Here is a 14,488-nt window from a genome sequence, read left to right on the forward strand (position 1 = left end):
CTTAACTGGTTTAGGCAGCAATTATTCATTATGTTAGGGGTTATTTTGCAATGGAGCAAGATAAAAAGAAAATCGGGCTGGCTAATTTGACCATGATGATTTTCACGTGCGTATTTGGTTTCGCCAATACGACCGTTGCTTATGATCAAATGGGCTATGCCTCGATTATTTGGTATATTCTGGCAGCTTTGTTCTTTTTCCTGCCATCGTCTTTGATGTTTGCTGAATACGGCTCGGCTTTGAAGAGTGCCAAAGGGGGCATCTATTCATGGCTGAAGGTTTCAATCGGCGAAAAGATGGCCTTTATCGGGACCTTTATCTGGCTGTGTTCATGGGTCGTCTGGATGGTTTCAACAGCTGCCAAGGTTTGGATTCCGATGTCGGCCTTCTTCTTTGGTTCAGACAAAACGCAGAGCTGGAATTTCTTTGGCCTGACCTCCACGCAGTTTGTCGGCATTTTGGCAATCTTGTGGATGATTTTCGTTACCTACATGGGCAGCCGCGGGGTCGACAAGATTGCCAAGGTTGGGGCCGTGGGCGGAACGTTCGTCATGATCTTAAGCGGCGTCTTTATCGTTGCCAGTCTAATCATCTGGATCTGCAATCATGGCGCGATGATGCAGCCGATTCATGGCCTGCACTCGTTTGTCGCTTCGCCTAATCCACAGTTCCAATCTGGAGTCGCTGTCGTTTCGTTTATGGTCTATGCCGTCTTTGCCTATGGTGGCATGGAGTCAATGGGGGGCGTGATGGATTCGGTTGAAAAGCCAGAAAAGACGTTCCCAAGAGCTTTGATGATCGGCATGATCGTAATTACGGTTCTGTATGCGTTGATGATCTTTATGTGGGGGATGTCAACCAACTGGGCGCGCGTTTTAGGCAAAGAAAACGTCAACCTTGGCAACATCTCCTACGCTCTGATGAACAACGTCGGGCTGGTCTTGGGCAGTTCTTTGGGGCTGTCGCATGCCACGGCGGTGCTGCTGGGCAATCTCCTTACGCGGTTTACCGGTCTGGCAATGTGGCTGGCTTACATTGGCTCATTCTTCGTGATGGTCTATTCACCGATCAAGTCCTTCATCATGGGCTCTGATCCAAGACTTTGGCCAGCCAAGATGACTAAGCTCAACAAGCATGATATGCCCGCTTTTGCCATGTGGATGCAGGCAATCGTCATCTGTGTGATCATCTTTGCCGTCAGCTTTGGTGGTTCGGCCGCACAACAGTTTTATCTGATTCTGACTGATATGTCCAACGTCGCAACCTCGGCACCATACCTGTTCTTAGTTGGGGCCTTCCCATTCTTTAAGAAGATCAAGGACCTGGATCGGCCATTCGTATTCTTTAAGACGCAGCGAGCAGCCAACTGGGTTTCGGCGATCGTTTGGCTGGTCGTGGCAATCGGTATCATCTTTACCTGTCTGCAGCCAATCTTGGATCATGACTATCAAACCGCGTTTTGGACGGTATTTGGGCCGATTTTCTTTGGCCTGGTTGCCTGGGCTTTTTATGCCAATGCACAAAAGCGCGGCTTCAAGACCGCAAAACAAGAAAAGTAAGCAAGCTTTAAAGGACTCCCCGTTGATAACGAGTGAGTCCTTTTACTTTGCGGCTGCCTGGGTTAAGATGATAGGGAACCATAATTGAGAGGATATATTTGTTGATGGAAAAAATCAAAGCCAATCTGACCGAATATAGAGATCATTGGCTGAGCTATAGCGGCTTTTTATTGCTGATCGTGCTGATTGATCAGGTAATCGTCGGGCCGCTTTTTAAACTGATCATGACTAGTCTGATGCAGCAGGGACAGGTACCAGTCGTCTCCAAACTGACGGCCATGGAGCTTTTAGCGGCGCATCCCCTGGTCCTGCTGGGTAGTCTTGGCAGTCTTTGTCTATGGCTGATCTGGCTGAGCACGGTTTGGGGACTGGCTATTTACGGCATTATCTTGATTAGTCAGCGCCGCTTTAGCTGGTCAGCACTGCTGAAAAACATGTCCTTTTGGCTGCGGCCTGACTGGGTAATGATGGTCTTGATCAATTTCTTATGGCTGATGCCGCTGGGCCAGGGATTATTCTGTGCGTTGCGTTGGGGACACTTGAATTATCCAGCCCTAATGCTTGATTTTTTGACGCGCAAAACCTGGCTGCTGATCATAGCGGTGCTGCTCTATCTGGTGGTGCTGACGATGGGCTTTTTAACGCTGCCTGACTTGGTTGCAATGGCAGCCAGTCAGATCACGCTTAAACAGGCACGGCAAAAACCAAACGCTGGCTGGCAGAGATTAGCAAACGCGCTGAATACGTTGGGCGGGGTGCTGATTTTGAGCCTGCTTGGCTGGGGATTTAATCATTTGCTGCTGCTGATTTTAAGCGGGTTAGAAATATTTCCTGGGAAATGGGTGTGGGGAATCGCGATCATTTTTCGCTCGTTGATGCTTGGCAGCAGTTTTTGGCTGCTGGCTGGCGCGCTGGTGGTCATGGTGCTTGACCAGCAATCGTCAAGGGAGCGGTTTAAAAATCTGCCGGCAGCTGATTTTCCCATCTGGATGGGCAAAGGAAGCTGGCTGACGATTGCGGTGTTGATCTTAATGACCAGTGCCGTCAGTCTGCCGGCCGCCTGGCATCAGCCCGTGGCCATCTCGCATCGGGGCGTCACGCAAAAAGATGGCGTGCAGAACACTTTACCGGCTGCGGAAAAAACACGGCGGCTGCATCCTGATTATATTGAGATTGACGTTCACGAAACGGCCGATCAGAAATTCGTAGTAATGCATGACGAGAATCTGCGCCAGTTGACGGGCATCAACCGCAAGCCGCGTCAACTAACCCTTAAACAGCTGCAGGGGCTGGCGGCTGATGAAAACGGACACCGCGCACACCTGGTCAGTTTCGATCAGTACTTGGAGTTTGCCCAAAAACATCGGCAAAAGCTTTTGGTTGAGATCAAAACGACCCCGAATGATTCGCCACGGATGCTGCAGCACTTCAATCAGCGCTATGGCAGACAGCTGCAGCAGAATCATGCCTGGCTGCATTCAATGGATCTTCACGCGGCCCAAGAGCTGCATCAATTGAATCCCAAGCTTGCAGTCATGGCGATTCAGCCCTACGTTTTAGGCTGGCCATCACGACATATCGGCTGGAACGTTGAATATTCGATGCTCAATCCACTGCTGATTGCGCAGCTGCATTTCAAGCATCAGCCAATCTGCGTCTGGACGGTTGATGATCCTGATACCATGCGTCAGGCTGCCTTAATGGGAGTCGATGGCATCGTTACGGATAATCTGAAGGCCTTAGACATAGCGCTAAAAGATACTGAGCGTCATCACGACTACGCATCACGGCTGGCAGCTCAGCTCAGCGTTGCGTATAACTGGCATAACCTGATCAATGGTCGCCGTTAGCAAAGCAGCGACCTTAATAAAAATGGCACTGGATCTGCAGCCAGTGCCATTTTTTTGTATGATATTAGCCAAACTGATGGCGAGCAATCATTCTGCTCAAAGCAAAACTGATTAAAAAGGCAACTGCTAAAAACATTACCACGACCAGGTATGGGTATTGGTAGTTGATGTCCAGCAGCGCCCCTGAGATCAAAGGGCCGATGATGTTGCCGACGCTGGTCAGTGACATGTTGATGCCGTTTAAAAGACCTTGATTCTGCTCGCTCATCTTGGTCAAGAGCGTTGTGATCGCCGGCCGCAGCAAGTCGAAGGCCTCAAATACGACCAGGGTGGCGACGATAATCTGCCAATGCGAGTGATCATAAATGACCACGACCGTTCCGACTGCGCTCAGCAAAAAGGCCCAGCGTACCAGCTTGACCTCGCCCAGCCAGAGTACCATGCGTTCAAAGAAGAAGACCTGCAGAATCAAAGAGATGATTCCGTTTAGCGTCAGAACGGTGGCAATCGCGCCCAGCCCGAACTGGTGAACCTCATTGACGTAAAGACTGTAGATGCTTTCAAAGCCGGCCAGTCCAAACGCCGCGACAAAAATCATTAAAAACGCGGTCGTCATTGCCGGACTGAGCAGTGACTTAACCTGCGTCCAAGTACTGTCCTGCAGCTCTTTTTGAACGTCTTCGGTATGCGATTTGAATTCTTCACCCTGATCGCTTGGCAGCAACAGCCAGGCCACCAGAGTACTGATCAGTCCGAGAATACCGGCAATCCAAAATGGCACCTTATAGCCGAAGTTGGCCAAGATACCGCCAAGACCGGGCCCAAGAATCAGTCCGCCGCTAAAGGAAGCCGACAGCCAGCCGATTACCTTGGCTCGGTCTTTCAGCGAGGTCAGATCGGCAGCCAGCGCCATTGAAGTCGGCACGACCATGGCCGCTGACAGTCCATCAAAGGCCCGTGAAAGATTGAACCAGAAAAGGTGACCAGCCAAGGCAAAAACAAACTCAGCCAGGCCGAAAACCAACAGTCCCCAGACGATCAGCGGCTTACGCCCGATTTTGTCAGAGATGCGCCCGACGATTGGGGAGCCGATAAATTGAACCAAGGCAAATAAAGAGGACATCAATCCCATTTCAAAGGCTGAAAAGTCATACTCTTTTTTGATAAATGGCATGACGGGGAAGATCAGACTCATGCCAAGACAGATTAGAAACTGACAGACCAACAAAATCCAGATGGTCCGTTTTGATTGCGAACTCATAAAAAACTCCTTATTAAGATTATTTGGCAAAAAGAAAGCGGGAATGGACGCCGGGTCGCATTTCCGTTTTATTCGCTCAGCTGATTTTGTTTGATTTGGCTGCTGGCGCGTTTATGATGCTGGTGGGCACCAACTGAAACGAGCGCCAAAATGATGATTAAGACTGCGAAAATCACCAGCTGAGCAAGGTTCTCGCTAAAAATCGCATTGCCGCCAAACGCATAGATAAACGAGCACGGCAGCATTCCCAGAGCAATCAGGGGCAGCATCTGTGTCGGTGAGACCTTAAGCCGGACTCCCGAGTAGTTGACCAGTGCGTTGGGAATGGCTGGAATCATATAACCAATAATCAGGCCAAGGCGGGGATGGGGCTGATTAAGCAGTTTTTGCAGCAGCTGATGCTTCTTAAGCTTTTGTGACAGGTGCACGCGGCTAAACAGCAAGGCAACTGCCAGATTCCCCAGGATGTTGCCGCTCCAGCTGATCAAAAGGCCGATCCAAGGTCCATAGCAGACGCCGGCCAGAATGCATACCGCGGCAATCGACATGCCTGGCATCGCGTTAAGCAGTGCGATTACCATCATTAAAAGCAGAAAGTCCTTGGCCCCGTGATCACGAATCATCTTAGTAAGCATGACGCGGTGTTCGTGGGTCGGATGCATCAGCAGCTTGATTTCTGGCCAGTAGTCAAAACCGACCTTAATCAAGACGATCATGGCAAAGATGCCGGCCAGAATCGTCAGCCAGCGACCGTTAAGATGTAGTTTTTGAGGCATCGGGGCATCTTCTTTCTATCGGTTAAGCGTTTGTTGCCTGGCTCAGCTCAAAAAGCGTTTGACGCAGCAGCGGATCATGAGCATACAGATAGGTGCCTTTAACGCCGCGCTTTAAGATTACGTTTAAAGCATTTAGGATCATTCGCTTCTCATAATGAATGATCTGGTCGGGATCCGTCAAGTCAGCACGTTTTTTAAAGGCCTCAGTATCGGTAAAGCGATCCAGATTGACCTGCAGCTGATTGGTACCAGGCTTTTGGCTGATTACTGGTCCAATGATGATGCCGGCATAATTGAGATCAAAACCCTGGCAGGTATAGATTGAACCGACCTCGTCAATGGTTTGCGGCAGCTCAGCCCATGGCGTGGCGGTAAAGTTGTACTGGTCCCAAGGCATTTTAAAGTCGCCTTCACAGATATAGTGCTTGCCGCCATCCAAAGTTGAGGGATAGCCAGACGTTGAGAGAATTCTGGACAGGCCGACTTCTTGGTTGCGCTTGACGATCAGCTGCCGCATCTTTTCTGCATCGTTAAAAATACGAAAATCATAGTGATCGCAAGCGTTTTTAGGCAGGGGCTCAATCAAGCCGTTGGTCAGCTGGTTGAACCAGGCAATCAGATCATCAGAAGCCGTCATGCGAAACTGATGCTTGAGCTGATAGCTTTGGTGTGGATAAGGCGCGATCAGCTCATTTAAGCGATCCAAAGTCCAAAAGCTCTTCATGCGCAGAACCTGATACTGATCAAATACCAAAATAACGACCTTAGCGCGCTTAATGATCTCAAGCAGCTGATTTTCGTGGTAGAAATTATTATAGTGATCAGGTTTGCTTAACAACAGATGCGCCTCGTCAATGACTACGATATCGGCACTGGCGTTGTTTTTGTCCAGCTGATTGATAAACGAGGTTGGCCGCTGATAGTCTTTTTTTAGCAAAGTTTTGATTGGTCCGGCAATCTGCTTGTAGACTTTGAGGACTTCTGGATGGTTGACCAAAAAATAGTTGTGCGTACCGTAAAAAGGACTGTCTGACTGACCCCGGGCGGCCTGCTGCAGACGAGCAAACAGGTGCGACAAGACGACGCTCTTACCGGTGCCGGCATCACCCAGAATCGTGTAGACTGCGGGAAAGTTCTGCGTTAAGTGCTGCTTGGCAAACAAAATCACCTCATCGACCAGCTGAGACTGTTCATTGGTCAGGGTTTTAAATGGTGACAGCTTTTCGATGGCTTGGTTTGACAATCCTACTTCTCCTTTCTAAAGCAATGCTTACTTAATGTTACGAATCTTTTTGGTTGCCGTCAAATTAAAGGATTTATGATGCAATTAGAATAGCATAGAAATATTCTCGGGAGAAAAAATGATCAGAAGTTGATGGTGTCGATGGCAGTCTTAAAATGTATGAAAATGCTGCCTAATATTCAGAATCGATCGATAAATATCATCAAATCGTATTAAGAGTCAGTAATATTTTATTTCAAAACTAGATAAAAAAGCCCTCAAAGTTAATCGAAAACTTTGAGGGAGTGGATTGAAAGCTATGGAACTATCAGGACGTTATTGGTTTATAAGAGTAGCTAGTTTGTTGTGTGATTAGTTTTGCTAAATTTTTTATATAAATCAAGGTAAAATACTATTTTTATATTTTAATTTTTTTTACAATAATAGTAACCACAATAACAATGATCCCACTCCTTTTTCGTTATATCTCGATAACGAATATTAGGGGAGTAGGGATATTTTTTTGTGATTGTATGAATTATAAGTACAAATGTGGCTTTTTAGCTACAAAATGGAAGGGGAAAACATATGGAGTTGGATATGTGGGGAAGTACACTATCATCGATTCGCAAAAGCAAAAATATTCCCATAAATGAAGTAATAGGAGATCATTTGACTCGTTCTGCCTATTCTCGGTTTGCTTCGGGAAAGACAAATACCTCCGTCGATAATTTTGCTTATATGCTTAATAACCTGCACATTAATTTTGAAGAATTCAACTATATAAAAAATCAATATGAGCCTGATAAATATCAAGCATTATTGAAAAAAGCGCAAATAGCAACGCATCAGCATGATCTTGCTCAATTGGAGGAGATTATGAATAAGTTTAAAAGCTACGCGGAAATAACGAGTGAAACAGAGCCTCTTCACCTGTATTGCATCGTTAAGCTTACGATTGATAGGCTTTCAAAGATGCCTTATGATGCAAAAGCTAAAAAGATTATTACGACTTATCTGACAAAATGTGAGACATGGTCACATTATGAAATACTGCTCTTTAATAATGTCATGTTTATCTTTGATCTTGAGCTTATCAACATCATGAAAAAGAGGGTCCTTCACAATTTAGAAAAGTACCAAAACTTAAGATCTTATGGAAGCGAAAGTTTTAGAGTGCTGATAAACATTTTTACTTTGTTTTTAGATAACAAGCAGATTAAAGAGGCTTTGATTTTAGACAATGAGATTGATGAATTTCCGCTTAGGGCAGATATGTTTTTTGAACAAATCCTAAAGATGTATTTTAAAGGGGTGCTTAACTTGATTCAGACCAAAAATCAGCAAAATGAGGATTTGGTAATGAGTCTGCAGATTCTAAAAACACTAAGTGAAAAAGACTATTATATTTCGTTTAGCGCATATCTATCCCAAATTAAGCGAATCTACGAGCTTGATTAGACTATTTTGTTGCATAAAAGCTCCATTTACGGAAAATATGCTCATTTTTACGTGTTTTTTTAAAGTTAAACTATCATCATAAAGTATTGCCTAAAACCTTCCTCAGTCTCAATTAAATAAAGCTGGGAATGCCATTGCTGAAAAATCAGATCAAGTACTGCTGCTTCGAAATGGAAAATTGGCAGGTGTGGGAACACATGCTGAGCTGCTTGAAAACAATAGTTATTATCAGCAATTAAATCAAAGGTAAGGATACGGTGAATCGTTGATGAACAAAAAGATATTATCTGGGGCTTTTTGGCTTTCTGTCGGCAATATTCTTTCACGAATCTTAGGAATAATCTATTTGATTCCTTGGATTATGATGATCGGCAATGATAATATTTCTGCAGCGCAGGCATTATTTAATAGTGCCTATACTCCATATGCATTGTTTATATCGTTAGGTACTGCTGGTTTTCCTTCTGCAATCGCCAGACGCGTCGCTTTTTATAACAGTAATGAACAATACAAAGAAAGCAATGCACTTCTTAAGTCTGGATTGCTTTTAATGGGAATATCTGGGATGCTTTGCGCAATTATTTTGTTTATTATTGCCCCATTAATTGCAAAAAGCAGTCCAGTGGCATCATCATCAGAGGCAACTCGTGCAATTAGAATTGTGGCTCCTGCCTTAGCATTGATTCCATTAATGAGTGCTATTAGAGGGTGGTTTCAAGGAAATCAGGATTTGAAGCCATTTGGACTATCACAAGTTATTGAACAGTTTGTTCGGGTTTTATTTATTTTAGGTTCAACATACCTAGTTATTTATGTACTGCGTTTAAACTTTAATGTGGCAGTAGAAACAAGTATTTTTGCAGCTTTTATTGGTGCTTTCAGTGGCTTGATATACCTAGCCTTATATTTCCGTAAAAACTATTATGCAGATTTTTCATGGAAGCTTGATTCTGAAGAAATTCTACAGACATGTCGATTGATAAAAATTACTTTTTATGAATCAATTCCTTTTCTATTGGTCGGTTCCGGGATAACGCTTACACAGCTTGTTGATCAAGTCTATTTTAAACAAATATTGAACAGCTTATTAGGCATCTCACTTGTAAAAACACAATATATATATACCTTGTTTTCTGCAAATCCTAGTAAGATAACTACCGTAGTAATCGCTTTGGCAACTGCAATTTCTGAAACTAGTCTGCCAATGTTGGCTGCAAAAAGAACTGAGAAGGCAGAAATATTAGAAATACTGTCGAAAAACATGGAATATCTTTTTATTTTTTTGCTGCCTATCGTTACGCTATTGGTAAGTCTTGCCTATGAGATAAACTTTATTTTTTATAGTAAGAGTGTTCAAGGCGGTGTGTATTTGCAAATGAATTTAATTCAATCCTTGATCATGGCTATCAGTATTGATTTTCTGACCTTATTACAAGCACTTAGATATAGTAAAAAAGCTATGACCTATATGAGTATTGGGCTGTTGATCAAACTGCTGTTACAATTTCCGCTGGTGTATTTCTTTCAAGGACAAGGTGCCATAATTGCAACTGATATTGCGTTTATTTATATTTGTATCTTTGCTTATCGGCAAATCGCGCAGGCTTTTGGTGTTAGGATAAAGCGTGATTTTTCAATAATTTTAATTAACCTGGTTTTTTTTATTCTTTCAATGTTCACTTACCAATTTTCATCAAGGATATTCAATACAGCCAACAAGATCGATGCTTTTATGTTTTCAGCAATTTTCAGCATCATACTGATAAGCATCTATATTCTTTTGTTAGACTTTAGTGATATAACCTACAAAAGTTTCGGCCGTTACCTAATAATCAAAAAGTACGTTCCACGACATTCTAAATTTTAAATTGCTTTGAATCATTCGAAAAATTCCAGATTTGCGATTAGTACTCAATTAATACGATTTTCGATTTAAACTTCAGTATTATCAACCGTTTTCTTTATTTCATGAAGTGTTGTAAAATAGATAGCTAAGAAGATCGTTTGTAAATTTGAGAGGTGGAAGAAATGAATCAACATCCGGATTTCCTGCTGAATGAAGTCAACGAGCCCCAAGACATCAAATCGATGAACCTGGATCAGCTCAAGGAATTGGCTCAAGAAATGCGGCAGCTGGTACTTGAACGTGACAGTGCAGTCGGCGGGCATGTCGGTCCCAACCTGGGCGTGATGGAGCTGACGATTGCATTTCATTATGTGTTTGACTCCCCGCACGATAAGGTGATCTGGGACGTCTCGCACCAATGCTACGCGCACAAGATGCTGACTGGCCGCAAGCTGGGATTTTTGGATCCTGATCATTATGAGGACGTCAGCGGCTTTACCGATCCAAGCGAAAGCCCGCATGACTTCTTTAAGGTGGGTCATACTTCCACTTCGATTGCTTTGGCAGTCGGGATGGCGCAGGCTCGTGATCTGGTGAGTCCTGCCAGTCATGAAAACGTGATGGCCGTCATTGGCGATGGCTCGCTTTCCGGCGGCTTGGCATTTGAAGGCTTGAACAATGCTGCCAAGCTCAAGAGCAATCTGATCATTCTGGTCAATGACAATCAGATGTCGATTGATGAGGATCAGGGCGGCTTGTACCGCGGCTTAAAGGAACTGCGCGATACGCAGGGACAATCAGCCAACAACATCTTTAAGTTCATGGGGCTGGACTATCGCTACGTGGCAGACGGCAACGATCTAAAGACGATGATCGATGTCTTTAAAGAGATCAAAAACATCGACCACCCAATCGTTTTGCACGTTAATACGCAAAAAGGCAAGGGCTATCAGCCAGCCATCGATGATCAGAAAAAATATCACTGGCGCGCGCCGTTTGACCTGCAGACCGGTGAAAGCAAGCAGACGGCACCAAAAGAAAGCTACAGCGCGGCCGTGATTGATGAGCTTAATGCCCAGGTTGAAGCCGGCAAGCCGGTTGTGGCCATCAATGCTGCGATTCCAGGCATGTTTGACCTGGAACGCTTTAAAGCTGCCCATGCCGAGCGCTATTTTGACGTTGGCATTGCCGAACCCGATTCCGTAACGACGGCAGTGGCCATGGCAGCTGGCGGCGCGCGGCCCGTTCTGTTTGAGAGCAGCACGTTTTTGCAGCGGGCCTATGATCAACTGGTACATGACGTGGCCTTAAACGAATATCCCATCGTCATGATCGTTCGTGGCGGCACGATCTCCTCAGATTCAGCCACGCATCAAGGCACGTTTGACATTTCATACATCAGCAGTCTGCCAAATATTGAGTATCTGGCGCCAACCAACGTCGAAGAAATGATCTCCATGCTGCGCTGGGCCTTAAAGCAAAACGATACGCCAGTGGTCATCCGGCAGCCGGAACACGAACTGCTGCACGGCACGCCTTCCCAAGACAGCTATGCTACGATTGACTATGACATTGCTCATCATGGCAGCGAGGTTGCCATTATGGCCGTGGGCGGTTTCTGGCAGCTGGGCAAGGAGGTCTGTCGGCAGCTCAAGGAAAAGCTGAATATCGATGCCACCTTGATCAATCCTAAGTCGGTTACCAGCATTGATCAGCGTGATCTGCACTATCTGCAAGAGGATCATGATATCGTCGTTACGATTGAGGATGGCAATCTCAGCGGCGGTTTTGGCGAAACGATCGACCGCTACTATGGGCCAACCAACATGAAGGTCTTAAACTTTGGCGCGCCGCGTGAGTTTGCTGACAACGTGCCGCTGGAAGTACTCTATGAATGGTATCATCTGACGCCGGAACAGATCGTTGATGATATCGAACGCGTCGTCCATTCGGCAATTTACTAAGCCGTCTGCTTGACAATTGGCAAAAAGCATTTTATAGTTCAAATAACATCATCGCGAATCAATTAAGGATCGTTCAGAGAATCGCCGGTAGCTGCAAAGGCGAGCAAGCATCCGAAATCCTGTCGCGAGCTGACTACATTGAAATATTTTTTTAAAAGGGTAAAGCACGTCTTTAAACGAGAATGGTACCGCCGTCACTGGTGTCTCGATTAAGGGCGTGTTTTTTGTCTTAACGAGGTAAGCATATGGAAGCAAAAATGATTCGGCGGCTGGTCGTCAAGGTAGGGACCAGCAGTCTGGTAATGAAAAACGGGCGGATCAATCTGCCTTCAATTGATCGCTTGGCCTATTCGCTGTCTGCACTGAACAATGCCGGCTATCAGGTCGTCTTGGTATCTTCGGGGGCCATGGGGGCGGGGCTAGCCAGTCTGAATAAAACGCAGCGGCCGGCAGCCATTGCTGAGCAGCAGGCGTTGGCATCTTTAGGACAAGTCGAGCTGATGCGCATCTACTCTCAGCGCTTCTTGGACTATCAGACGCGAATAGCGCAGCTTTTGTTGACGCGCGACAATCTGGAATATCCGCTTAATCGCACCAACGTCTTGAATACGATTGAGGCCCTGCTGCAGCAAAAGATCGTTCCCATTATTAATGAAAACGACCCCGTTAGTGTCGACGAGCTGGATCATCACACGACCTTCAGCGACAATGATGAGCTTTCGGCTTTAGTAGCCACGCGGATCGGGGCCGACCTGCTGATCGTTTTGTCGGACATTGATGGTCTGTTTGACGAGGATCCGCACAAAAATGCCGATGCCAAGCTGATTGAAAACGTTGCAGAACTCACTCCGGCAATCAGATTGAGCGCGACCGGTTCATCAACGCGCTTTGGCACGGGCGGAATGGTTACCAAGCTTAAAGCTGCCGAAACGATTTTAAACGCGGATCGGCAAATGGTTCTGTGCAATGGTCAGGATCCGCGGGTAATCTTAAAGGTGGTCAATGGTCAGCCAGTTGGCACTCATTTTGGCCGGCATTCAATCAAGCCGTTAGCAACTGACAAGGAGGAATTTTAAATGAACGAGACATTGATTAAAATGGGTCAGCGCGCTCAGGCAGCCGAACAGGAACTGATGCTGCTGGATACCGCTGCCAAAAACCAGGCGCTTTTGCAGATGGCCCAGGATCTTTTAGCCGCTAAAGATGCAATCATCGCGGCCAATCAGCTTGATATGCAGCAGGCAGTTGATATGCCCAAGAAATTTACCGATCGGCTGCTGATCAATGAAAAGCGCATTGAAGACATGGCAGCCGGCTTAAAGACCGTCGCGCAGCTGCCAGATCCAGTTGCCAAGATCGACAAGGGCTGGTATACGGCTGATGGGCTGCAGATTCTGCAAAAACGCGTTCCTTTAGGCGTAATCGGCATTATCTTTGAGGCGCGGCCAAACGTTACCGTTGATGCCGCAGCCTTGACGTTTAAAAGCGGCAATGCCGTAATTCTGCGGGGCGGTAAGGAAGCACTGCATACCAATGCCGCTTTGGCCAATGTCTTGCGGCAATCACTGTCAGACCAGGATCTGCCAAAAGACAGCGTGCAGCTGATAACTGATACCAGTCATGAAACGGCCGGCGACTTGATGCACCTTAACGATTATCTGGACGTTTTGATTCCCCGGGGCGGCCGCGGCTTGATTCAGCGCGTAGTTAAGACGGCAACGGTTCCGGTAATCGAAACTGGTGCCGGCAACTGCCACATCTATGTTGATAAGGACGCGCAGCTGAAAATGGCGCAGGCAATCGTGGTCAATGCCAAGGTGCAGCGGCCATCCGTCTGCAACGCGGCCGAAAAGCTGTTGATTCACCAAGACGTGGCCGCTGCCTATCTGCCGGTCCTGGCCAAGAGTCTGCGGGCTCACGGCGTCGAGTTGCGCGGTGATGAGCGGGCCCAGGCGATCGTTGACATGCAGCCAGCCAGTGCAGCCGATTGGGATACTGAATATAATGACTTGATCATGGCAGTGAAGGTCGTTGATTCGTTTGATGATGCCGTCAAGCATATCAATGCCCACAGTACCCACCATTCAGAAGCTATTATTACCGATAATCTGGCAAGCGGACAGGCCTTTTTGAACCGGATCAATTCAGCCTGCGTCTACATCAACGCCTCAACACGGTTTACGGATGGCAGTCAGTTTGGCTTTGGGGCTGAGATCGGCATCAGCACGCAAAAGCTGCATGCCAGAGGGCCAATGGGGCTGGAGCAGTTGACGACGATCAAGTATCAGATCATCGGCAATGGTCAGGTTCGTCATTAGTTGTTTAAAATTGACAAACGAGTTGCATAAATTGTTTTCTAATGCTATTCTAATAGCATACTAAGTTTTAAGGAGGAAGTTGAAATGCTAAATATGCAATGTGAAATGTACCTAATTCAGCTAACCTCCACCTCAACCACAACAAACTAAAGTGGTTGAGTTCTTCAATCTGGATATCAATAATGCAGCCAACAGCTGATCGAATCCGCTCAACCACTTGATAAATCTTAA

10 protein-coding genes are annotated in these 14,488 nt (G+C 46.1%); 7 read left to right on the forward strand and 3 right to left on the reverse strand.

The annotated features are described in order from the left end of the window. The first annotated feature begins 50 nt into the window (after nt 1-50). Nucleotides 51-1,559: a glutamate/gamma-aminobutyrate family transporter YjeM gene (yjeM, locus tag ABC765_RS04660; protein WP_347980844.1), complete on the forward strand. Its 1,509-nt coding sequence runs from the start codon at nt 51-53 to the stop codon at nt 1,557-1,559. A gap of 104 nt (nt 1,560-1,663) precedes the next feature. Continuing rightward, nucleotides 1,664-3,409 (forward strand): glycerophosphodiester phosphodiesterase, encoded by a 1,746-nt coding sequence (locus ABC765_RS04665; protein ID WP_347980845.1) that lies wholly within the window; start codon nt 1,664-1,666, stop codon nt 3,407-3,409. Between the two features lie 64 nt (nt 3,410-3,473). Here the strand turns inward: ABC765_RS04665 and ABC765_RS04670 are convergent, their stop codons facing one another. The 3 genes from ABC765_RS04670 to ABC765_RS04680 all read right to left on the reverse strand — a co-directional run bounded on the left by ABC765_RS04670 (nt 3,474) and on the right by ABC765_RS04680 (nt 6,689). After that, on the reverse strand, nt 3,474-4,670 hold the full coding sequence (locus tag ABC765_RS04670; protein ID WP_347980846.1) for an MFS transporter: 1,197 nt from the start codon (nt 4,668-4,670) through the stop codon (nt 3,474-3,476). Nucleotides 4,671-4,738: 68 nt separating this feature from the next. Beyond that, nucleotides 4,739-5,446 (reverse strand): VTT domain-containing protein, encoded by a 708-nt coding sequence (locus ABC765_RS04675; RefSeq protein WP_347980847.1) that lies wholly within the window; start codon nt 5,444-5,446, stop codon nt 4,739-4,741. A gap of 22 nt (nt 5,447-5,468) precedes the next feature. Then, on the reverse strand, nt 5,469-6,689 hold the full coding sequence (locus ABC765_RS04680) for a DUF2075 domain-containing protein (RefSeq protein WP_347980848.1): 1,221 nt from the start codon (nt 6,687-6,689) through the stop codon (nt 5,469-5,471). A gap of 567 nt (nt 6,690-7,256) precedes the next feature. Between ABC765_RS04680 and ABC765_RS04685 the strand changes: the two genes are divergently transcribed. The 5 genes from ABC765_RS04685 to ABC765_RS04705 all read left to right on the forward strand — a co-directional run bounded on the left by ABC765_RS04685 (nt 7,257) and on the right by ABC765_RS04705 (nt 14,257). Next, on the forward strand, nt 7,257-8,129 hold the full coding sequence (locus ABC765_RS04685; RefSeq protein ID WP_347980849.1) for a hypothetical protein: 873 nt from the start codon (nt 7,257-7,259) through the stop codon (nt 8,127-8,129). Between the two features lie 268 nt (nt 8,130-8,397). Then, nucleotides 8,398-9,996, forward strand: a complete 1,599-nt coding sequence (locus ABC765_RS04690; RefSeq protein WP_347980850.1) for a polysaccharide biosynthesis protein — start codon at nt 8,398-8,400, stop codon at nt 9,994-9,996. 161 nt (nt 9,997-10,157) lie between these two features. Beyond that, nucleotides 10,158-11,939 carry a 1-deoxy-D-xylulose-5-phosphate synthase gene (locus ABC765_RS04695; protein WP_347980851.1) on the forward strand — a complete coding sequence of 594 codons (1,782 nt, stop codon included), beginning with the start codon at nt 10,158-10,160 and terminating at the stop codon, nt 11,937-11,939. Nucleotides 11,940-12,184: 245 nt separating this feature from the next. Then, nucleotides 12,185-13,015: a glutamate 5-kinase gene (gene proB, locus ABC765_RS04700; RefSeq protein ID WP_347980852.1), complete on the forward strand. Its 831-nt coding sequence runs from the start codon at nt 12,185-12,187 to the stop codon at nt 13,013-13,015. Beyond that, nucleotides 13,016-14,257: a glutamate-5-semialdehyde dehydrogenase gene (locus ABC765_RS04705; protein ID WP_347980853.1), complete on the forward strand. Its 1,242-nt coding sequence runs from the start codon at nt 13,016-13,018 to the stop codon at nt 14,255-14,257. The last annotated feature ends 231 nt before the right edge of the window (nt 14,258-14,488 follow it).

Source organism: Limosilactobacillus sp. WILCCON 0051 (assembly GCF_039955095.1).
Taxonomy (GTDB): Bacteria; Bacillota; Bacilli; order Lactobacillales; family Lactobacillaceae; genus Limosilactobacillus; species Limosilactobacillus allomucosae.

Bases quoted from the DNA above. Each gene is read 5' to 3' on its own strand.
- yjeM (WP_347980844.1), top strand. From the start codon at position 51: ATGGAGCAAGATAAAAAGAAAATCGGGCTGGCTAATTTGACCATGATG.
- ABC765_RS04665 (WP_347980845.1), top strand. From the start codon at position 1,664: ATGGAAAAAATCAAAGCCAATCTGACCGAATATAGAGATCATTGGCTG.
- ABC765_RS04670 (WP_347980846.1), bottom strand. From the start codon at position 4,670: ATGAGTTCGCAATCAAAACGGACCATCTGGATTTTGTTGGTCTGTCAG.
- ABC765_RS04675 (WP_347980847.1), bottom strand. From the start codon at position 5,446: ATGCCTCAAAAACTACATCTTAACGGTCGCTGGCTGACGATTCTGGCC.
- ABC765_RS04685 (WP_347980849.1), top strand. From the start codon at position 7,257: ATGGAGTTGGATATGTGGGGAAGTACACTATCATCGATTCGCAAAAGC.
- ABC765_RS04690 (WP_347980850.1), top strand. From the start codon at position 8,398: ATGAACAAAAAGATATTATCTGGGGCTTTTTGGCTTTCTGTCGGCAAT.
- ABC765_RS04695 (WP_347980851.1), top strand. From the start codon at position 10,158: ATGAATCAACATCCGGATTTCCTGCTGAATGAAGTCAACGAGCCCCAA.
- proB (WP_347980852.1), top strand. From the start codon at position 12,185: ATGGAAGCAAAAATGATTCGGCGGCTGGTCGTCAAGGTAGGGACCAGC.
- ABC765_RS04705 (WP_347980853.1), top strand. From the start codon at position 13,016: ATGAACGAGACATTGATTAAAATGGGTCAGCGCGCTCAGGCAGCCGAA.